15 protein-coding genes and 1 riboswitch are annotated in these 19,912 nt (G+C 68.0%); of the genes, 6 read left to right on the top strand and 9 right to left on the bottom strand.

Annotated elements, in window-relative coordinates; genetic code table 11:
* Positions 1 to 63: 63 nt before the first annotated feature.
* A complete protein-coding gene (locus EIZ45_RS17230; protein ID WP_037814721.1) occupies positions 64 to 792 on the bottom strand; it encodes an SIS domain-containing protein in 729 nt (242 codons plus the stop codon).
* 66 nt (positions 793 to 858) lie between these two features.
* Here EIZ45_RS17230 and EIZ45_RS17225 point away from each other — a divergent pair, with 66 nt between their 5' ends.
* From EIZ45_RS17225 to EIZ45_RS17210, 4 genes are all read left to right on the top strand, one after another.
* Positions 859 to 1,599: an alpha/beta hydrolase gene (locus EIZ45_RS17225; protein WP_235146761.1), complete on the top strand. Its 741-nt coding sequence runs from the start codon at positions 859 to 861 to the stop codon at positions 1,597 to 1,599.
* A gap of 90 nt (positions 1,600 to 1,689) precedes the next feature.
* Positions 1,690 to 2,952, top strand: a complete 1,263-nt coding sequence (locus tag EIZ45_RS17220) for a cyclopropane-fatty-acyl-phospholipid synthase family protein (protein ID WP_051172325.1) — start codon at positions 1,690 to 1,692, stop codon at positions 2,950 to 2,952.
* A gap of 109 nt (positions 2,953 to 3,061) precedes the next feature.
* Positions 3,062 to 4,255, top strand: coding sequence for an LCP family protein (locus tag EIZ45_RS17215; RefSeq protein WP_134663610.1), 1,194 nt, complete (start codon positions 3,062 to 3,064; stop codon positions 4,253 to 4,255).
* A 76-nt stretch (positions 4,256 to 4,331) separates the two neighbouring features.
* Positions 4,332 to 4,856 (top strand): GNAT family N-acetyltransferase, encoded by a 525-nt coding sequence (locus tag EIZ45_RS17210; RefSeq protein ID WP_205669964.1) that lies wholly within the window; start codon positions 4,332 to 4,334, stop codon positions 4,854 to 4,856.
* A gap of 92 nt (positions 4,857 to 4,948) precedes the next feature.
* On the opposite strand, the gene EIZ45_RS17205 is transcribed toward EIZ45_RS17210, so the two are convergent.
* Positions 4,949 to 5,407, bottom strand: coding sequence for a peroxiredoxin (locus tag EIZ45_RS17205; protein ID WP_037814731.1), 459 nt, complete (start codon positions 5,405 to 5,407; stop codon positions 4,949 to 4,951).
* Positions 5,408 to 5,652: 245 nt separating this feature from the next.
* Between EIZ45_RS17205 and EIZ45_RS17200 the strand changes: the two genes are divergently transcribed.
* A complete protein-coding gene (locus tag EIZ45_RS17200; protein ID WP_037814737.1) occupies positions 5,653 to 6,105 on the top strand; it encodes a hypothetical protein in 453 nt (150 codons plus the stop codon).
* A gap of 17 nt (positions 6,106 to 6,122) precedes the next feature.
* On the opposite strand, the gene EIZ45_RS17195 is transcribed toward EIZ45_RS17200, so the two are convergent.
* The 3 genes from EIZ45_RS17195 to metE form a co-directional block, all read right to left on the bottom strand.
* Positions 6,123 to 7,958: a diguanylate cyclase domain-containing protein gene (locus EIZ45_RS17195; protein WP_167756470.1), complete on the bottom strand. Its 1,836-nt coding sequence runs from the start codon at positions 7,956 to 7,958 to the stop codon at positions 6,123 to 6,125.
* Between the two features lie 264 nt (positions 7,959 to 8,222).
* Positions 8,223 to 9,626 carry a cytochrome P450 gene (locus tag EIZ45_RS17190; RefSeq protein WP_134663625.1) on the bottom strand — a complete coding sequence of 468 codons (1,404 nt, stop codon included), beginning with the start codon at positions 9,624 to 9,626 and terminating at the stop codon, positions 8,223 to 8,225.
* 257 nt (positions 9,627 to 9,883) lie between these two features.
* A complete protein-coding gene (gene metE / locus EIZ45_RS17185) occupies positions 9,884 to 12,148 on the bottom strand; it encodes a 5-methyltetrahydropteroyltriglutamate--homocysteine S-methyltransferase (RefSeq protein WP_134663607.1) in 2,265 nt (754 codons plus the stop codon).
* 97 nt (positions 12,149 to 12,245) lie between these two features.
* Positions 12,246 to 12,468: riboswitch (cobalamin riboswitch) on the bottom strand.
* 512 nt (positions 12,469 to 12,980) lie between these two features.
* On the opposite strand from metE, the gene EIZ45_RS17180 reads away from it, so the two are divergent.
* The gene (locus EIZ45_RS17180) at positions 12,981 to 14,078 is read left to right on the top strand and encodes a hypothetical protein (RefSeq protein WP_134736058.1); all 1,098 of its coding nucleotides are present in this window, start codon (positions 12,981 to 12,983) and stop codon (positions 14,076 to 14,078) included.
* Between the two features lie 77 nt (positions 14,079 to 14,155).
* On the opposite strand, the gene EIZ45_RS17175 is transcribed toward EIZ45_RS17180, so the two are convergent.
* The 4 genes from EIZ45_RS17175 to EIZ45_RS17160 form a co-directional block, all read right to left on the bottom strand.
* Positions 14,156 to 15,229 carry a ribonucleotide-diphosphate reductase subunit beta gene (locus EIZ45_RS17175; protein ID WP_134663605.1) on the bottom strand — a complete coding sequence of 358 codons (1,074 nt, stop codon included), beginning with the start codon at positions 15,227 to 15,229 and terminating at the stop codon, positions 14,156 to 14,158.
* 14 nt (positions 15,230 to 15,243) lie between these two features.
* Entirely contained in the window at positions 15,244 to 18,225 is a 2,982-nt protein-coding gene (locus tag EIZ45_RS17170; protein WP_134663604.1) for a ribonucleoside-diphosphate reductase subunit alpha, read from the bottom strand.
* A 216-nt stretch (positions 18,226 to 18,441) separates the two neighbouring features.
* The gene (locus EIZ45_RS17165) at positions 18,442 to 19,053 is read right to left on the bottom strand and encodes an acetoacetate decarboxylase family protein (protein ID WP_134663603.1); all 612 of its coding nucleotides are present in this window, start codon (positions 19,051 to 19,053) and stop codon (positions 18,442 to 18,444) included.
* Positions 19,050 to 19,883, bottom strand: coding sequence for an enoyl-CoA hydratase-related protein (locus tag EIZ45_RS17160; RefSeq protein ID WP_134663602.1), 834 nt, complete (start codon positions 19,881 to 19,883; stop codon positions 19,050 to 19,052). The genes EIZ45_RS17165 and EIZ45_RS17160 overlap by 4 nt, the downstream gene beginning before the upstream one ends.
* Positions 19,884 to 19,912 lie beyond the last annotated feature (29 nt).

Genomic DNA, 19,912 nt, shown 5'->3' with positions numbered 1-19,912 from the left:
AACAGGGAATCAGATTCCCTCAGGGTGGCCCTCACGGACCTTGTGCAGGCATCGGGAGAGGGGTCAGCGCAGCGCGGGCACCCGGGGTTCGTACTTGGCCAGCAGAGCCGCGTTCGCCGCGTCCCCACCCTCCACATTGGAGCTGCGCCACAACGGAACGTCGAGCCCTTCGGCGGTGCCGCGGTCGTAAACCTCGGCCAGGATCAGGTTCCACAGGAACGCATTGACCACAGTGGACAGTGGACCGGTGCGCGGCGCGGAGGCGGGATAGCTGGCATCGCCGGGGATCACCAGCGAATCCAGCACCACGGTGCCTTCCTCGACCAGCGTCGTGGCGGACCGGCGCGGTGCGGCGGCCACGCAGGCCCGCGACGTCACGGCGATCACCGAGGCGCCGCGGCGGCGCGCGCCGGCGGCCAGTTCGACCGGGTACGGATTCACGCCGGACGTGGAGAACACGACCAGCACGTCGTCCGGTCCCGGTGCGCGTTCGGCCAGGACCTCTTCGGCGAGCCCGGAACGGCGCTCGGTGCGCGTGCTCTGCTGCGCGCCGTGCAGCGGCAGCAGTTCCGGGTGGTACACGGGATACACGCAGGCGAGCCCGCCCGCGCGGTAGAACGTCTCGGCGACCGCCGCGAGCGAGTGCCCGGCGCCCGCGGTGAAGACCAGCGCGTCGGCCCGGATCACCCCCAGCAGCAGGTCGGCGGCGGCGGACACGTGCGCGGCGTTGGCCTCCGCGGCCGCCGCAAGCTGGTCCGAAGTGTTCTTCACGAGATCCGTGGCGCTCACCACACCTGCCCTTCCTCGCGGGTCCGGGCACCGAATCTATCGGGTGGACACGCTTCGTGGTGGATTACCGTGGAGTTGATCGAAACGGGGGTGCCGGTGAACGGGAAACGGCGGAACGGCCGGACGGATCCGGCTGTGCGGGTGTGGCGGGCCCCCGGGCAGACCCGCGCGGTGGCGCTGGTGTTGCACGGCGGGGCCGAACGCAGCACCGCGGCCGTCCAGCCGTGGCGGCTGGCGTACCAGCGGATGGTGCCGCTGGCCCGCTCGCTGCACCGCGCCGGAAAGCGGCACGGGCTGGAAGTCCGGCTCATGCGGAACCGGCTGTACGGCTGGAACGGGCGAACGGAAAGCCCGGTGCCGGACGCGCGCTGGGCCCTGGAACAGATCCGCGCCGACCATCCGGGGCTCCCGGTGGTCCTCGTCGGGCATTCCATGGGCGGCCGCGTCGCGCTGCGCGTCGCCGACGATCCCGCGGTGACCGGGGTGTGCGCGATGGCCCCGTGGACGCCGCAGGGCGAGCCGGTGGACGCCGTCGCGGGCCGCGCGGTGCTGATCGCGCACGGCACCCGCGACCGGATGACCTCGCCCGCCGAGTCCTACGCCTTCGCCGCGCGCGCCCGCGAGGTCACCGACCTGGTCGCGCGGTTCGAGATCGCCGGCGAGGGCCATTCGATGATCCGCCGTCCCGCGGTCTGGACCCGGCTCATGTGTGCTTTCACACTGGACCGGATCGGAGTGGGCGAGACGGACGAGACTCTTCGTCAGGCCTGGTCCCGCCCCTCCGGCGACCGGCTGCGCATTCCGGGGTAACCGGAGGGTGCGGCCCGGTCGCGAGGGCGACGGGGACGAAGCGGGAATATCATGGGGAAGGGCTCGAAAAGCCCGTTCGGAGGGAGTGTCTTGTCCACGTCACGAGTCGATCCGACAGTGGTCTCAGCGGTCTCGCAGCCGGTGCCCGACGAATCCCGATGGCCCGGTCTCGCCACGCCGCCGCATTCGCCGCTGCGGGCGCGCGCGGCCGAGGCGCTCTTCCGGCACGCGGTGAAAACGCTGGACGTGCGGGTGACGTTCCCGGACGGCACCGTGCTCGGCGCGGGCGGCCCGGACGCGCCGGAGATGCGCATCCACCGGCCCGCGGCGTTCTTCCACCGGCTCGGAGCCGACGCGAAGATCGGCTTCGGCGAGGCGTACCTGGTCGGCGACTGGACCGCGGAGGACCTGGCCGGCGTGCTGACGCCGTTCGCCGAGCGGCTCGCCACGCTCGTGCCGCCCTTCCTGCAGCGGTTCCGCCGGTTCGCCGAGCGCATGCAGCCGTCCGCGGAGGAGAACACGATCGAGGGCGCGCGGTCGAACATCCACCGGCACTACGACCTGTCGAACGACCTGTTCAGCGCGTTCCTGGACGAGTCGATGATGTACTCCTCTGCGCTGTTCGGGCCCGGGGACACGCTCACCCAGGCGCAGCACCGCAAGCTCGACAGCGTGCTCGACTACGCCGGCGTGCGCAAAGGCAGCGAGGTGCTGGAAATCGGCACCGGATGGGGCGAGTTGTCCATCCGCGCGGCCTCGCGCGGCGCGAAGGTCACGTCGCTGACCATCTCGCAGGAGCAGAAGGTGCTCGCCGACGCGCGGATCGCCGAGGCGGGCCTGTCCGACCGTGTCGACGTGCGGCTGTGCGACTACCGCGAGGCCACCGGCGAGTACGACTCGGTGGTCAGCGTGGAGATGATCGAGGCGGTCGGCGCGTCCTACTGGCCCACGTTCTTCTCCACGATCGGCAAGCGCCTTCGCCCAGGCGGGCAGTTCGGCCTGCAGGCGATCACCATGGACCACGACCGGATGCTGGCCTCGGCGAAGTCCTACACGTGGATCCACAAGTACGTCTTCCCCGGCGGCATCATCCCGTCGGTGCAGGCGATCGAGGACGGGATGCGCGAGAACACCCGGCTGAAGCTGGCCGGGATGCGCGAGTTCGGCCAGGACTACGCCCGCACGCTCAAGCTGTGGCGGGACCGCTTCCAGCAGCGCTGGGACGACATCCGCGGCTTCGGGTTCGACGACGTGTTCCGGCGGATGTGGGAGTTCTACCTCGCCTACTCCGAGGCCGGGTTCCGGTCGGGGCACCTGAAGGTCCACCAGTTCGGGTTCGCCGACCCGCGCTGACCTCTCCTCCCCCTTCCGGAACAACCCGCGTAGGGTCCCGCACGTCCACCGCAGGAGGACCGTGCAGGACTCTGCGCGGCCACACCCACCGGATCGGGGAGACAGGCCCATGACGTACGGAGGCGACGACGGCAGGCGGCGGATGCCGCCCAGGCCACCGCAGCCCCCCGCACGCCCGCGTCAGCAGCAGCGGGCGCAGATGCTGCCGCTGCCGGGGAGAGGGCAGAGCCCCTACGACGCCCGCACCCGGCCGATGGGCGCGCGCGGCGAGGCCCCCGCTCCGCCGCCCGCACCGCCGAGGCAGGACCCGCCGGAGTACGGCGGCCGCCAGCCGCGGCCGCGCCGTCGCCGCCGGTGGAGCATCGGCAAGATCCTGATGACGCTCCTGATCGTGTTCGTGCTGTTCGTCGGCGCGATCTGGGCGTATCTCGAGTTCTCCATCAACCGGGTGGACGCGATCGGCGACTACTCCGGGCGCCCGGCAGCCGCGTCGGGCACGAACTGGCTGATCGTCGGCTCGGACAGCCGCCAGGGCCTGACCGCGGAGGACGAGGAGCGGCTGGCCACCGGCGACAGCGGCGAGGCGGGCGGGCAGCGCACCGACACGATCATGATCGCGCACCTCCCGGACAACTCGACGAAGCCGACGCTGCTGAGCCTGCCGCGCGACTCGCAGGTGAAGATCCCCGGCCACGGCACGAGCAAGATCAACGCCGCGTTCGCGCTCGGCGGGCCGAAACTGCTGGTCCAGACGGTCGAACAGGCCACCGGGCTGCGGATGGACCACTACGCGGAGATCGGCTTCGGCGGATTCGCGAACATCGTCGACGCGATCGGCGGCGTCGACATGTGCATCGACAAGGACATGAGCGACCCGATGACCGGCATCGACATCAAGGCGGGCTGCCAGAAGCTCGACGGCCGGTCGGCGCTCGGCTTCGTCCGGATGCGGCACGCCTCCGCGACGCCGCGCTCGGACCTCGACCGGGTCGCGAACCAGCGGAAGTTCATCGGCGCGCTGGTGAGCCAGGTGGCGAGCCCGGGGACGCTGCTGAACCCGTTCGACTTCTTCCCGCTGCTGGGCTCCGCGCCGGACGCGCTGACCATGGACACCGGCGACCACGTGCACAACCTGGTCGGCCTGGCGATCGCGATGCGCGGCATTTCCTCCGACGGCGTCACGACCACGACGATGCCGATCACCGACGCTTCGGCGCAGCACTGGGACAAGAAGAAGTCGGCGCAGCTGTTCGACGCGCTGAAGAACGACACCGAGGTGCCGCAGGACATCGTGGTGAACTGACGTTTTCTTGGGAAACGGCGGCGGCCTTCGCGAAATTCGCGAGCCTGCCGCCGTTTCTGCTGTCAGGATGGCTCGCATGGAAACTCTCGCCGACGGTGTGATCACCCTCGTTCGCTGGCGCCCGGACCATCGCGACGCGCAGGTGGCGACCGTCGTGGGATCCCTGGACCACCTGGCCGCCTGGATGCCCTGGGCGATCGACGGTTACGACTCCGCCAAGGGAGACGAGTTCCTCGCCCGCGCGGCCGCGCAGTGGGAGAGCGGCGAGGAGTACAACTACGCGATCTTCACGCCGGACGACGAACTGGCGGGCAGCTGCGGGCTGATGCGCCGCGGGGACGGGTGGGAGATCGGGTACTGGCTCGCGAAGTCCCAGACTGGCAAGGGTTATGTGACGCGGGCGAGTGCTTTGCTGGTGTCTTTGGCTTGGCGGCTGGACGCCACTTTTGTGTTAATCAAGCACGATTCGGAGAACGTGCGCAGCGGCGCGGTTCCGGCTCGGCTGGGGTTTTCGCGGGTGGGGGAGGAGAAGGCCGAGGGGCGGCTTCCGTCGGCTTGCAGCGGGGTGAATGTGGTGTGGCGGCTTGAGCGGGCCGCTTGAGTCTGCGGTTGGCTTCTGTCGAAAGCCGTGAGGGGAACCCTGAGGGAATCAGATTCCCGGAGGGTTCCCCTCACGTACGTTCGCCGGGGTAGTCAGGCGTCCGCTCGCTCCCGAAGCACCTTCAATGCCCGATCCGCATGCGCCGTGAAGTTCAGTTCGCTCTTGATCACGTCCAGCACCCGCCGGTCCTCGCCGATCACGAACGTCTGGCGTTTCGTGTGCAGGGGCAGGATTTTGCGCCACACGCCGAACTGCTTCGCCACCGTCCCGTCCACATCGGACAGCAGCGGATAGTCGAAACCGTGCTTCGCGGAGAATTCGCGCTGTTTGCCGACCGCGTCCGGGCTGATGCCGACCCGTTGCGCGCCCGCCTCGGCGAATTCCGCGGCGAGGTCCCGGAAGTGGCAGCTTTCGGCGGTGCAGCCGCTCGTCATCGCGGCCGGGTAGAAGAACAGCACGACCGGGCCGTCGGCCAGCAGGGCGGACAGGGTGCGTTCGACGCCCTGGTCGTCGGGGAGGGTGAAGTCGGGGGCGAGGTCGCCAGGCTGCATCGGAGTAACCTTTCGGTCGTCGGCAACGTCATCTTGCCTGGGTGCCGGACACGTCGTCGCGGCGACCTCGGCAAACGACCGCGAGACCGTCTGAACCCTCCTGCTCACCAGCCCTGCTCGCCCCGGTTCCTCCGGGGCGCGTGCTGGCCGTCGCCTGATAGAGATCAGCTGTCCGTAACTTCTGAGCCGCTGAGACCGACAAGAAAGGACGTCAACTGCGGCTGAAGTCGATTGCGGAGGAAACTGTGGCGCTGCTCAAGAAGAAGACGCCCGAAGAGGCAGCCGCGGAAGCCGCGGCGAAGGAGCAGGCACGCCTTGCGGCGGAGGACCGCAAACGCCAGGCGCAACTGGAGAAGGAAAGGCAAGCGTTCGAGCAGTCCCCAGCCGGGCGCGCCCGGGCGGCATTCAGGAACGGCGACCACGTCTTCCAGTTCTCTATCGACGTAATGAACCAGAAGGCCGTCATCGTCGCGATGGTCGGCGGCACGACGACTCAGCGGACGAGCGACCCTGTCGACGTGCTCAACTCCGTGTGCCGCGAAGGCTGGGACCTGGTCAACGGTTCGTTCGTCTTCGTCGAGCAGGGCCAGGAGAGCCGTGACAAGTTCATGTCGTCCGGACAGAACGTTGCGGTCAAAGGCGAAGTGGTGGGCTACTACCTGTTCAAGCGCTGCGAGGCGAACCGGCAGGCGGCATAGGCGCACGAACGCCAGCGTCAGCTGGCGTGCCGGGCGATCATTTCGTCGACCTCGTCGCCCGTCGCGGACTCCGCTACGAACGAACCCCGCGCTGCCAGCACGCCCTGTTCCCGCAGGCGTGCGGCATGACCGTGGTCGCGCACGCCCTCCGCGCCGATGCGCAGGCCCAGTTCCTTCGCTCGCGTGACCAGTAGCGACAGGTGCCGCACGTCAGTCTCCGCCGGGTTCGGGTCGGCCAGTGCGTCGACGACCGGGCCGCTCAGGATCACGTGTTTCACCGGGAGCTGGTAGCGCGGGATGAGTTCCAGGTCGGACGATCCGGTGATCGTGAGCACGAGCTGCGCGCCGAGGTCGGCGAGCACGCTGAACGAGTCCAGCAGTTCGCCCTCGCTGTCGAACATCGACTCGCGGTCGGTGCACAGCCGCAGCGCTCGTGCGGGCAGGCGGTGCCGGTCGAGCTGGTTCTTGACCATCAGCACCAGGTCCTCGTCGGTGGCGAGGCGCTTCGGCAGGCGGATGCACACGTCCGGCGCGGCGGGGCCGTACTGTTCGCGCCAGCGCGCGGTCGCGCCGAGCGATTCCTGCAGCAGCCATTTGCCGAGCGGCACGGTCATTCCGGTGGTCTGCGCGAGCGGATAGAACTCCTCGGGCCCGAGTTCGCCGCGTTCGGGGTGGCTCCAGAGCAGTCCGGCGTTCACCGCCGCGATCTCGTCCGGCTTCGCGAGTTTGACCGTCGGCTGGTAGATCAGCGAGAACTCGCCGTTCTCCAGCGCACCGGCGATCACCGCACCGAGCTGGTAGCGGTTGCGGTCCCGTGCGTCGAGCTGCGGGTCGAACAGCATCCACTGCGCCTTGCCTGCCTCCTTGGCGCGGTGCAGCGCCAGTTCGGCCGCGCGCAGCAGGTCGCCGTGGCTGCCTTCGTTCGCCGGGCGCACGACGATCCCGATGCTCGCGCTGACGCCGATGCCGTGTCCGTCGACGTACACCGGCTCGCTGAGTTCCTCGAGCACCCGGTCGGCCAGCAGGACCGTCTCCTGCCCGGTCAGTTCCGGGCCGCGCAGCAGCACCGCGAAACCGTCGCCGGACAGCCGCGCGACGTAACCCTCGTGCTTGCCGGCGAACACCGCCGTCAGTTTCCGCGAGATCTCCTTCAGCACCTGGTCGCCCATGCCGGCGCCGAGCCCGTCGTTGATCACCTTGAACCCGTCGATGTCCAGGTACAGCAAGGCGATCTCGGAGGAGCCGCCCGAACCGAGCGCGAGTTCGAGCTGGGCGGTGAACGCGGCGCTGTTGGGCAGCCCGGTAAGCGGGTCGTGCAGGTTCTGGTGCCGTAGCCGTTCCCCGAGCAGGTGCAGGTCGTCGTCATCGGCGGCCATGAACACCGGGAAGTACGTGCCCGGCCGGTCGCCGGGCAGCGACGCGAGCGTGACGTTCGTGGTCAGTTCGCCGTCGCGGCTGTGGCCGAGCTGCACGCTCTGCACGGTCCGGCGCGCGTCGGCGGTGAGCGGCAGGCCTTCGAGCGCGGTGCGCAGCCGGGTGGCGTCCTGCGGGCCGGCGGCGAGGTCCGCGATGTGCTTGTCCCGCAACGCGGCCGCGGACGTGCCGAGCAACCGGGCCAGCGCGCCGTTCGCCTCGACGACGTTCCCGGCCGGGTCGGTGAGCGCGATGCCGAGCGGCGCGGAGGAGAAGAGCGCGGTGAACCGCCGCGTGGCGCCCGCGTCCTCGGGACGCGCGGCGACCTCGCCGGCGAAGTCGAGCAGGATCCGCTCCACCTCGGCGGGAGGGAGCGTTACTCCGTTGGTGTCGGTCAGCGCCGCCGCGTACTTGCGCGCGACGTCGACCAACCCTGGCATGGCACCAGGCTCCGGCACACTCCACCTCTTCATACGCGGACAAAGACCAGCTCAGACCCGGTGCGGAGGATCCGAAGACCCACACTGGGTACGAGTTGGCCGCAAGTGATGCCACGGCATCACGGACCAAACAGGGTGTCTACCGGCTGAACGAGTGATGGGCACTACACAACTGGTGACATCAAGTCACCTTGAGTACACGAAGGTGGCTTGTACTGCAGTTTTGTCTCCAGCTGTCGACCTTTCTGTCCCGCTCGGCGGCCGTCAACGATAGGCCAACCGGGCGGGCAGTCCGTCGGCGGGCACCGGAAGCGAGACGTAGTCCCACTTCGCGACGTAGTCCTCGGGCACCGACCAGCGGTGCGCCCGCAGCAGTTCGTGCATGAGCGCTTTCACCTCCAGGCCGCCGAACTGCAGCCCGATGCACTTGTGCGCGCCGCCGCCGAACGGCATCCACGCGAACCGGTGCGCTTTGTCCTCGCGGCGGTCCGGGCCGAACCGCTCGGGGTCGAAGCGCAGCGGATCGGTCCAGTGCTCGGGGGAGTAGTGGTTCAGCGTCGGCGAAACCGCGACCATCGTGCCTTCCGGCAGGTAATGGCCGAGGACGGCAGTGTCCTTTGTGGTCTTTCGCGCCAGCGACGGCACAGGCGCGCGCAGCCGCAGCGCTTCCTTCATCACCAGGTCCAGCGTTTCGAGGCTTTCCAGCGCGTCGAGGTCCGGCAGGTCGTCGCCGAGGCGCAGCGACTCCTCGCGGGCGCGGTCCTGCCATTCCGGGTGTTTCGCGAGGTAGTAGGCCATCGCGCTGGCGGTGATGGTGGTCGTGTCGTGCGCGGCCATCATCAGGAAGATCATGTGGTTGACGATGTCGGCGTCGCTGAACCGGTCGCCGTCCTCGGAAACGGCGTGGCAGAGAGCGGAGAACAGGTCGTCGCCGTCCGCGTCGCGCTTGGCTGCCAGGTTCTCGCCGAAATAACGCTCCAGCGTCCGCCTGCCGCGCAAACCCGCGGCCCAGCGACCGCCAGGCACCGGATAGCGCACGACGGCGGTACCGGCGCGCACAGCGGCCACGAACGCGCGGTTGATGCGCTCGGCGTCGGAGGCGGAGCGCATGCCCATGAAAACCTGCGTCGCGACGTCCAGCGTCAGCTGTTTGAACGCCCAGTACAGCTGGGGACGGCCGGACGGCAGCGCGGCGACGCCTTCGCGCAGCGCCGGACCCATCTGCGCGACGTAGCCGCGGAGCCGGTCGCGGGTGAACGCCTCCTGCATGATCCGCCGGTGCAGGTGGTGCTCGCCGAAATCGAGCAGCATGAGCCCGCGCTCGAAGAACCGCTCGATGAAGAACTTCCAGCCCTCCTGGGAAAACGCCTTGTCCTTGTTCACGAGCGCGGCCTGGGTGGCCTCGGCTCCGGACAGGGTCACGATCCGCTGGCCGAACACGCCCATCCACGACACCGGGCCGAACTGCTCGAAGCGGTGCAGGCTGAAGTCGAGGCCGAACCGCATCCCGTCGAGCGTGTGGCCGATCAGCGGCGGCCCGTCGTCGCCGAGCACCGGCTTCAGGCCGCTGCCCGCCGGGGGCGCCGCGAGTTCGCGGACCGGCCAGCGCGCGCCGAGCCAGCGTTCGTCGAACTTGCGCGGCAACGGGATCGCGGTCAGCGGCGGCATCCGGCCGCGCAGGTTCTCCGACAGCCGCGTGACGCCGTCGCTCCCGGCGTGGGCGACCTTGCCGAGCGCGCCGCCTGCCGCCGGGAGCCTCGTCCTTCCGGTCACGTCCGCCATGGCGACCACCTCCCGGTCAGGGTATCGGCCGCCTCCACGGTCCCGCGTTATTGACGCATTGACAATACCTCGCGGGCCTGCCGTTCGGGTGATCCTCGGACCGGTGCCGGGCAGCGGGACGCGCTGCCCGGCACCGGGACGCGTCAGCGAGGTTCGGCGCGCAGTTCCCGGGCCGCGCCGACCAGATGCCGCAGCGCCGGCTCGACCTCGGCGTAACCGCGGGTCTTGAGACCGCAGTCCGGATTGATCCACAGCCGTTCCGCCGGGACCGCGCCGAGCGCCGTACGCACCAAGTCCGCCATCTCGGTCTGGTCCGGCACCCGCGGCGAGTGGATGTCGTACACGCCGGGCCCGACGCCGCGGCCGAAGCCCGCTCCGTTCAGATCGGCGAGCACTTCCATCTTCGAGCGGGCGGCCTCGATGCTGGTGACGTCGGCGTCGAGGGCGTCGATCGCGGGCAGCACGTCGCCGAATTCCGAGTAGCACATGTGCGTGTGGATCTGCGTTGTTTCCGCGACGCCTGAAGTGGCCAGCCGGAACGCGGGCACTGCCCAGTCGAAGTACGCGTCGCGGTCCGCCGCGTGCAGCGGCAGCAGTTCGCGCAACGCCGGTTCGTCGACCTGAATGATGCGGATTCCGGCGGCCTCCAGATCCGCGACCTCGTCCCGGACGGCCAGCGCGACCTGGCGTGCGGTGTCGGCCAGGGGCTGGTCGTCACGGACGAACGACCACGCCAGGATCGTGACCGGGCCGGTCAGCATGCCCTTCACCGGACGGTCGGTGCGGCTTTGCGCGTACTGCGCCCATTCGACGGTCATCGGGCGTGGCCGGGAGACATCGCCGAAGAGGATTGGCGGGCGGACGCAACGGGATCCGTACGACTGGACCCAGCCGAGGGCGGTCGCCGCGAAGCCGGTCAGTTGTTCGGCGAAGTACTGGACCATGTCGTTGCGCTCGGGTTCGCCGTGGACCAGGACGTCTAGGCCGAGGTCTTCCTGCAGCCGTACGACGCGGTCGATTTCGGTGCGCATCGCGGTGCGGTGGGCGGTGTCGTCGAGTTTGCCCGCGCGGTGTGCGGCTCGGGCTCGGCGGACCTCGCTGGTTTGCGGGAAGGAGCCGATTGTGGTGGTCGGGAGTGGGGGCAGGTTCAGTGATTGTTGTTGTGCCGCAGCGCGTTCTGCATACGGCGCGCGGACGGTGTCTACTGGGCGGAGTGCGTTGACTCGTGCACGGACGTTGGCGTCGTTGAGTTCGGCGGCTCCGGCTCGGTCGGCGGCCGCGGCTCGGGCTGGAGTGAGGTCTGCGGTCTCTCCGCTGAGGGCTCGGCCTAGCAGGACGACCTCGTCCACCTTTTGCTTCGCGAACGCCAGCCAGTTCTTGAGGCGCGGGGCGAGGTCTGTTTCCGCGTTCACGTCGTAGGGGACGTGAAGTAGCGAGCACGACGTTGAGATGCTCACGTGTGCGGCGGTGTCTCGCAGTTGTGCTGCGTGGGCTAGTGCGACGTCTGGGTCGGTGCGCCAGACATTTCGGCCGTCTACTACTCCGGCTAGGACTTCCTTGTCTCGCAGTGCTCCTTCTGCTGCAATTTTGTCCACAAAGGACTCATCGGTTACCAGGTCCACGGCTATTGCTTCGATGGGGGAGCGGGCCAGGACGCCCAGTGCTCGGCCGAGGCCGCCGAAGTATCCGGCTGCCAGGAGTTTCGGGCGGTGGGTTTCCTTGGCCAGCCAGTGGTAAGCGCGGGTGAGTGCGTTGAACTCCGGCGTGGTTCGGTCTGTCGCGAAGGCTGGTTCGTCCAACTGGACCCATTCGACGCCCTCGTCGGCCAGCTTGCCCAGAAGTTCGGCGTAGGCGGGCAGTAGTTCGTCCAGCAGTTCCAGCGGGGTGAAGCCGGGTTCGGTGGGCTTGGCCAGCAGTAGGAAAGTGACCGGTCCGACGAGTACCGGGCGTGGCGTGATGCCTAGCGCTTGTGCTTCGCGGACTTCGTCGATCGGGGCGGTGCCGGTGAGTGCGAAGCGGGAGTCCGGGCCTAGTTCGGGGACCAGGTAGTGGTAGTTGGTGTCGAACCACTTCGTCATTTCGAGGGCGGGTGCGTCCGGGACTCCCCGCGCGGCGGCGAAGTAGGTGTCCAGTGGCGACAGGCCCAGCAGGGTGAAGCGGTCCGGCAGAGCGCCGAAGAGGGCGGCGGTGTCCAACACCTGGTCGTAGAGCGAGAAAGTGCTGGACGGGATTGAGTCGAGGCCCTGGTCTCGCAGGGCTGTCCAGGTTTGCTCGCGCAGCTGCCGTCCGGCGGTCAGGAGGTCTTCTTCGGTGGTTTTTCCTGACCAGTAGGACTCGAGTGCTCGTTTGAGTTCTCGGGCTGGGCCGATCCGCGGATAGCCGAGAATCGTGGTGCCGATCGTGTTCACAGCAATGCATCCTCACGTGCTCGCCGGAAGAGTCCGGGCACGCGGAAGTCGTGCTTCGGTCGGTGCCCTTCCCGCGAGGCCCGGACTCACGCACGCCGTCGGCGTGCGTGCCATTGGCAGGTATTCGGACTCGTGGGCGTATCGCTCGTGCCTACCGGCTGTCGCTTCCCGGGCTGGGCGCCCAGTGCTTTACCGCGTTTCGCGGTGACAGCTTTCGTTCCCACATACCGCTGCGGGGCAGTCCCGGAATCGCACCGGGTTCCCTGTTGCCTCGCCGGGACGCGGCTGCGTCCTGGCGAACCAGTGGCGTGGGTCAGCTTACCGAATCCGGGGCCAGGAGGCGGGTGTCCCAGGATTCGGGAGGGATCGTGCTGTTTGCCGGAGCAGGCGGGAGCGTCGGAAGGTGCTCGTCGTCAGCAGGCGGGAGCGTCGGAAGGTGCTCGTCGTCCGGCGGTGACATCGCACTCGGCGTGTGCGAGACGAACGGGGGAGTTGCACTGTGCTGTCTGGCGTCTTGCCGACGTCGAGCATGGTGCGGCTGATGTTTTTGGCGCACTTCCCGTTAACGCCTGGCCATTGCTCACTGACAGGTCGTATTTTCTGCTTATTTTTCAGTCGCCGCTCGAAATCGCTGCGCACGCAGGGCGTATCCGTTGACTGGGTTGTCACCCGGTCAGCGGTTCCTTGCGTGCAACAGGAAGGACAAAGTGTGGTGTTGGTGGCCAACCAACATTCGGGGGATGCAGGGGTTCTGCGCTTTCTGCTCTTGCGTAAGCGGAAGATCGCGTCCGGATCACCCGGTGAAAGTTCGTGACTTCGCGAAGGAGGGGCGATGCGAATTCTTTCTCCTGTTCGATCATTTTCTGCGGTTTTAGTGCTTATTTCTTCGATGTTTGCGGCGGGTGTCAGTCAGGCAAGCGCGGCCAGTCAACCAGCGTGCACGATTTCTGATCACTGCTACGCTGTGGGATTCATCGGATCCAAGCAGCAGCCGTTGTGGATGAACGGGGTCGGTTCGGATCTGACGGTCGGCTGTCTTCATGTGGACAACCGAGATGCCGAGTTCGCCAACTGGGAGCAGTGGCTTCTCACCAACCTCAACAATCCGAAGCTGGACACCTGGGTTGAAGCAGGAATGACCGCGGGTACACTGTACAGTTCCCCAGGGCGAGAGAAAGGGTTTCTGTGGTACTGGGCAGATCAGCGGCCAGGTGTTCCGTACCGTGAGTTCTACATCAAGTCCGCACATGAGCTCACCAGCGAGAACGTGACCTTCCGCTGGGTTCCCAACAGTCCCAATTGGGAGATTCGCCAGAACGGGGGTCTCGTCGGTATTTCCGAAGGCAACGGGGCATTCGGCGGCCAAGCGGGCAATGGACTCGAGGTAACGGTCCCGAGTGCTCGAGTGTTTGCCAACTCTTCAAAGTTTCAATACCAGGATACCGGCAACCAGTGGCATCCCGCTCAAGCGGAACTGGTCAACGATCGACCAGATCTGTTTCTTATGTACACAAACGGGCAAAACATAACAGGTGCAACGCGCAAGCCTTGCATAGACAAGACGGAGAAGATGTCTGCCGAAAGCAACGTCACGCCGCCCACTTCCGCCGACCTGCTGGGCGTGGCGAAGAGGTTGGCTGCCGCGAATGGCGAGAGCAGCCCGGCCGATATTCGATATGTGAAAACCGACCGCAATGCTCTTAAGTATATTGACGGAACGCAGCCCAAGGCCAACGATCCGGTGTACTTGATTCAAATGACCGGTAACTTCGTGGGGTACGCCGCCAAGATCCCCCGGGGAAGCAATGCCCCCAGGGGAAACGTGCTCACCGTCACGGTAGATGCGAAATCCGGGCAGATGCTGGGCTGGTCGATCCTGGTGGAGCCACACGACCTTGCGACGTTCGGAGTGGTGTCGGCGTTGCAGTAGCGCGGGGCCCGGCAAACGAACTCGGCCGCACCCTGGGCAGGGTGCGGCCGAGTTCCAGCAGGTGCCTCGGGGTGGGATCAGTCCCAGTCGAGCGCGCCGCCGGACTGGTATTCGATGACGCGGGTTTCGAAGAAGTTCTTTTCCTTCTTCAGGTCCATCGCCTCCGACATCCACGGGAACGGGTTTTCGTTCTCGCCGTAGATCGGGGTGAGGCCGATCTGCTGGGCGCGCCGGTCGGTGATGAAGTGCATGTACTGCTCGCACAGGTCAGCCGACAGGCCGAGCATGCCGCGCGGCATGGTGTCTCGGGCGTACTTCACCTCGAGCTCGCACGCGTCCTGCAGCATTCCGCGCACCTCGGCCTGGAACTCTTCGGTCCACAGGTGCGGGTTCTCGATCTTGATCTGGTTGATGCAGTCGATGCCGAAGTTCAGGTGGATCGACTCGTCGCGCAGGATGTACTGGTACTGCTCGGCGATGCCGACCATCTTGTTCCGCCGGCCCAGCGACAGGATCTGCGCGAAACCGGTGTAGAACCACATGCCCTCGAAGATCACGTAGAACGCCACGAGATCGCGCAGGAACGCCTGGTCGGCCTCCGGCGTGCCGGTCTCGAAGTCCGGGTTCTCCAGGTTCTGCGTGTACTTCAGCGCCCACGCGTCCTTGTCCGAAATGGACGGGACCTCGCGGTACATGTTGAACAGCTCGCCCTCGACCAGGCCGAGGCTTTCGCAGATGTACTGGAAGGTGTGCGTGTGCACGGCCTCCTCGAACGCCTGGCGCAGCAGGTACTGGCGGCACTCCGGGTTCGTGATCTGGCGATACACCGCGAGCACGATGTTGTTGGCCACCAACGACTCCGCCGTGGCGAAGAAGCCGAGGTTGCGCTTGAGCATCTGCCGCTCGTCCTCGGTGAGGCCGTCCGGCGACTTCCACAGCGCGATGTCGGCCTGCATCGCGACCTCGGTCGGCATCCAGTGGTTGTTGCACGCCGCCAGGTACTTGTCCCACGCCCACCGGTACTTCATCGGCAGCAGCTGGTTGACGTCGGCGCGCGCGTTGATCATGCGCTTGTCGTCGACGTTGATCCGGGCCGCGCCGACCTCGATCTCGCCGAGGCCGGTCGCGTCCGTCGTTTCCACGTTCGTCATGGTTCAGGAATTCCTTACTGGCAGGCTTCGCAGTCGGGGTCGTCGATCCGGCAGGCAGCGCCCTCGGTGGCGACGAAGTCGACGTCGGTCTTCGGCATCTCCTTCGGCTCCGCCGGGACGGTCGCGGCGGGCGACGGCGACGGTGCGGGGGAGGCGGCCGGGACCGCGGCGGACGGCGACGGCGACGGTGCCGGGGAAGGCGCGGCGGCCGGGGCGGCGGCGGCCGGAGCGGCCGGGGCGGGGGTGGCGGAGACGGCGTTCAGCTTGCCGTCCGTGCCGCGCAGGGTGCTCTTCTCCACGTGCGTCGCGGACTGCGCCCGCAGGTAGTACGTGGTCTTGAGGCCCTTGTGCCAGGCGTAGCGGTACAGCTCGTCGAGCTTGCGGCCGCTCGGAGCCGCGATGTACAGGTTCAGCGACTGCGCCTGGTCGATCCACTTCTGGCGCACCGAACCGGCGTCCACGATCCACTTCGACTCGATCTCGAAGGCGGTCGCGTACAGCGCCTTGAGGTCGTCCGGAACGCGGTCGATCTGGCCGAGGCTGCCGTCGAAGTACTTGAGGTCGCTGACCATGACCTCGTCCCACAGGCCGCGCGCCTTGAGGCTCTTGACCAGGTGCGGGTTGACGACGGTGAAGTCGCCGGACATGTTCGACTTGACGTACAGATTCTGGAACAGCGGCTCGATCGACTGGCCGACGCCGGAGATGTTGGAGATCGTCGCGGTCGGCGCGATCGCCATCACGTTCGAGTTGCGCATGCCGACGGTCTTGACGCGCTCGCGCAGCGGGGCCCAGTCCAGCGTCGTGGAGGTGTCGACGTCGAGGCCGTCGCCCTGGCGGGCGTCGATGAGCAGCTGCATCGAGTCGATCGGCAGGATTCCCTTGCTCCACAAGGAACCCTCGAACGTCTGGTACTGGCCGCGCTCCTCGGCGAGGTCGGTCGAGGCCGAGATCGCGTAGTAGGAGAGGTGCTCCATCGACACGTCGGCGAACTTCACCGCGTCGGCGGACGCGAACGGCACGCCCAGCTCGAACAGCGCGTCCTGGAAGCCCATGATGCCCAGGCCGACCGGACGGTGGCGCAGGTTGGAACGGCGCGCCTCCGGGATCGTGTAGAAGTTGATGTCGATCACGTTGTCGAGCATGCGGACCGCGGTGCGCACGGTCTTCTCGAGCCGCTCAGTGTCCAAACCGGACGGAGTGACGTGCTTGAGCAGGTTCACCGAGCCGAGGTTGCAGACCGCGACCTCTTCGGTGTTCGTGTTCAGCGTGATCTCGGTGCACAGGTTGGACGAGTGCACGACGCCGACGTGCTGCTGCGGCGAACGCAGGTTGCACGGGTCCTTGAAGGTGATCCACGGGTGGCCGGTCTCGAACAGCATGGTCAGCATCCGCCGCCACAGCTCGACCGCGCGGACCTTGCGGAACACCTTGATCTCGCCGCGCGCGGCGGCCGCCTCGTACTCGCGGTAGCGCTGCGCGAACGCGTTGCCGTAGAGGTCGTGCAGGTCCGGCGTCTCGTTCGGGGAGAACAGCGTCCACTCGGCGTTCGCCTCGACGCGGCGCAGGAACTCGTCCGGGACCCAGTTGGCGGTGTTCATGTCGTGCGTGCGCCGCCGGTCGTCGCCGGTGTTCTTGCGCAGGTCGAGGAATTCCTCGATGTCGACGTGCCAGGTCTCCAGGTACGCGCACGCCGCGCCCTTGCGCTTGCCGCCCTGGTTGACCGCGACCGCGGTGTCGTTGGCGATCTTCAGGAACGGCACGACGCCCTGGGACTGGCCGTTGGTGCCCTTGATGTGCGCGCCGAGGCCGCGGACCGGGGTCCAGTCGTTGCCGAGGCCGCCCGAGTACTTCGCCAGCAGCGCGTTGTTCTTGTACGCCTGGAAAATCGAGTCCAGGTCGTCGTCCACCGTGGTCAGGAAGCAGGACGACAGCTGGGCGCGGTTGGTGCCGCTGTTGAACAGCGTCGGGGTCGACGCCATGAAGTGGAACGTCGACAGCAGCTCGTAGAACTCGATCGCGCGGGCTTCGCGGTCGTCCTCGCGGATCGCCAGGCCCATCGCGACGCGCATGAAGAACGCCTGCGGCAGCTCGAACCGCACGCCGTTGTGGTGCTGGAAGTACCGGTCGTACAGGGTCTGCAGGCCGAGGAAGCCGAAGTCGAGGTCGCGCTCGGCGTGGATGGCGGCGGTGATCTTGTCCAGGTCGAAGCGCAGCAGTTCGCCGTCGACCAGTTCCAGCTCGACCGCGCGGCGCAGGTAGGCGCGGAAGTACGCCGGGTATTCGGCCGCCATCTCGTCCTGGCTGGCCTGGCGCGGCTGCTGCGCGAGGTAGCTCAGCGCCTCGCCGCGCAGCTTGTCCAGCAGCAGGCGGGCGGACACGAACGAGTAGTTCGGCTCCTGCTCGACGAGCACGCGCGCGGCCATGATCTGCGCGAGCGCCAGTTCGTCGGCGGTGATGCCGTCGTAGAGGTTGCGCTTGGCCTCGGCCAGCACCGGCTCGGCGGAGACGTCCTCGAGCCCGGCGACGGCCTCGCCGACGACGTGCGAAACACGCGCCCAGTCGAGCGGGCGCAGCGTCCCGTCGGCGCCCTTGACGCTCAGCGCGACCTCGGCGGACGCCGGCGCGGCGGCCTCGCGGGCCTTCGTGCGCTCGTCGCGGTAGAGCACGTAGGCGCGGGCGACCTTGTGGTGCTCGCCGCGCATGAGGGCGAGTTCGACCTGGTCCTGGATCTGCTCGATGTGCAGCGCGGTCTCCGGGCCGGTGTGGCGCAGCAGCGCCGCCTCGACCTGCCCGGTCAGCTCCGCGACCACGTGGTGCACGCGGGAGGACGCGGCGGCGTCGCCGCCCTCGACCGCGAGGAAGGCCTTGGTCAGCGCCACCGAGATCTTGCCCGCGTCGAAGGGCGAGACGCTTCCGTCCCGCCGGATGACGCGGACCGCGCTCGGGGCCCCCTCCGCCGCCGACGGCGGCCGCTGACCGGTTTCCACTGACATGCGTGTCTCCAACAGTTCCTCGAAATGGGCGCGTTCGAGCGGCACACGGCCGGTCAAGGCCATGCGCTGCGGTTTCGGCGAAACAGCCCGGCCGCCCTCTTCAAGCGGTCTCCCCGTCGCTGGGGGCTGCCGGTTCCCAGAGACTACATGTTGGGGTGGGGGCTCGCACGGGCCCCAAGGTATGGCGTGTCGGTCTCACCCTGGCGGGTTATCCGATCACCGAGGGCAAGATCCGAAACGGAGCCTCGTGGCACCCAGTGCGGCACTGGCCACGGGCCGTTTCCCGGCGAGATACGCCAGCGGACCGGCCGGGTTGACCGACCAGTCGGCGGCCGCCGCGCGGGGCTTCGAACGCCACTCGACCGGGGTACGCAACGGGCTGCCGCCGCGGTCCTGAGCGATCTCGAAGCGTACCGGGAGCGTGATCGGGAGCCCGACCCGCGGGGTGAAGGCGGCGGTGGCGATCCAGTCGTCGGAGGTCGCCGCGGTGAAGGTGCGTCCGCCGGTGAAGGCGAAGGACGCGAGGTCCTTCGGGATGCCCCACAACTCGCGCCCGCCCGCGCGCGAGACCTCGCTGTCGACCCAGATGTCGGTGATCGACGCGGCGAGCCCGCGGCCGCGCACGGCGACGCAGGAGAGGAGTTCGTGGTAGCTCAGCTGACCGGACGGCAGGTAGTCGATCCAGGCGGTGAAGACGGCGGCCTGCTTGCCCAGGAGCAGCGGTTCGGTGCCGGCGGGCAAGGCGGGCAGCTCGTCGACGGGGACTCGCCACATCGACACGCACGCGTCGGCGGCGAGGTGCCACGGTTCGGGCGGGTACTCGGTCATTCGTCGATCCATGGCAGGTAAGGCGGCAGATCGCGGTCCACGCGCAAGGGGAACTCCGGCGGGCGTTTCTGGAAGAACGAGGCGATGCCCTCGACAGCGTCCGGGTTTGAGCCCAGCTGGGAGATGAGCTTCGAGTCCACCTGGTGGACGTCGAACGGAGACGGGGCCGAGGCCATCCGGTAGAGCAGCTGCCGGGTGACCGCTACCGCGACCGGCGCGGTCGTTTCGGCGATCTCCCTCGCCTTGGCTTGGGCTTGGGCGAGGACGTCCCCGGGGGCGTGGATCTGGTGGACGAGTCCGGCCTGGAGTGCCTCGTCGGGTCCGAAGAGCCGTCCGCTGACCATCCAGTCGACGGCCGCGCCCATCCCGACGAGGCGGGGGAGGAACCACGCGGACGCGCCTTCGGGGTAGATGCCGCGGCGGGTGAAGACGAAGCCGAACTTGGAGTCGGTGGAGGCGAACCGGTAGTCGCAGGACAGCGCGATGGTGATGCCCGCGCCGACGGACGCCCCGCGCAACGCGGCGAGCACCGGCTTGTTCATCGTGAAGATCCGCTTCGAGACGCGGCCGGCCGGTTCCTGCCAGTCGTCCGGCGGGCGGTCGCCGAAGTCGAAGCCGCCGGAGGAGAGGTCGGCCCCGACGGAGAAGTCCTTGCCGGTGGTGCCGAGCACGACGGCGCGGACGTCCTCGTCCCGGTCGGCCCGGTCGAGGGCGTGGGCTAGTTCGTCGGCCATCCGGATCGTGTAGCCGTTGCGGGCTTGGGGCCGGTCGAGCAGGACGGTCGCGACCTTGGCGGCGACCTTGTAGGCGATCTCCGCGTAGGAGTCCATGGGAGGACGGTAAGGGGCTTGTTTTCACG

This window comes from Amycolatopsis sp. CFH S0740 (assembly GCF_004522315.1).
Classification (GTDB): Bacteria; Actinomycetota; Actinomycetes; order Mycobacteriales; family Pseudonocardiaceae; genus Amycolatopsis; species Amycolatopsis nivea.
Note: the sequence above shows the minus strand (reverse complement) of the source record. Positions and strands in the feature narration are given on the sequence as shown.

Excerpts from the sequence above, each read along its gene's own strand:
- EIZ45_RS17215 (WP_134663610.1), top strand. The coding sequence starts at position 3,062 with ATGACGTACGGAGGCGACGACGGCAGGCGGCGGATGCCGCCCAGGCCA.
- EIZ45_RS17210 (WP_205669964.1), top strand. The coding sequence starts at position 4,332 with ATGGAAACTCTCGCCGACGGTGTGATCACCCTCGTTCGCTGGCGCCCG.
- EIZ45_RS17205 (WP_037814731.1), bottom strand. The coding sequence starts at position 5,407 with ATGCAGCCTGGCGACCTCGCCCCCGACTTCACCCTCCCCGACGACCAG.
- EIZ45_RS17195 (WP_167756470.1), bottom strand. The coding sequence starts at position 7,958 with ATGCCAGGGTTGGTCGACGTCGCGCGCAAGTACGCGGCGGCGCTGACC.
- EIZ45_RS17190 (WP_134663625.1), bottom strand. The coding sequence starts at position 9,626 with ATGCCGCCGCTGACCGCGATCCCGTTGCCGCGCAAGTTCGACGAACGC.
- EIZ45_RS17180 (WP_134736058.1), top strand. The coding sequence starts at position 12,981 with ATGCGAATTCTTTCTCCTGTTCGATCATTTTCTGCGGTTTTAGTGCTT.
- EIZ45_RS17175 (WP_134663605.1), bottom strand. The coding sequence starts at position 15,229 with ATGACGAACGTGGAAACGACGGACGCGACCGGCCTCGGCGAGATCGAG.
- EIZ45_RS17170 (WP_134663604.1), bottom strand. The coding sequence starts at position 18,225 with ATGTCAGTGGAAACCGGTCAGCGGCCGCCGTCGGCGGCGGAGGGGGCC.
- EIZ45_RS17165 (WP_134663603.1), bottom strand. The coding sequence starts at position 19,053 with ATGACCGAGTACCCGCCCGAACCGTGGCACCTCGCCGCCGACGCGTGC.
- EIZ45_RS17160 (WP_134663602.1), bottom strand. The coding sequence starts at position 19,883 with ATGGACTCCTACGCGGAGATCGCCTACAAGGTCGCCGCCAAGGTCGCG.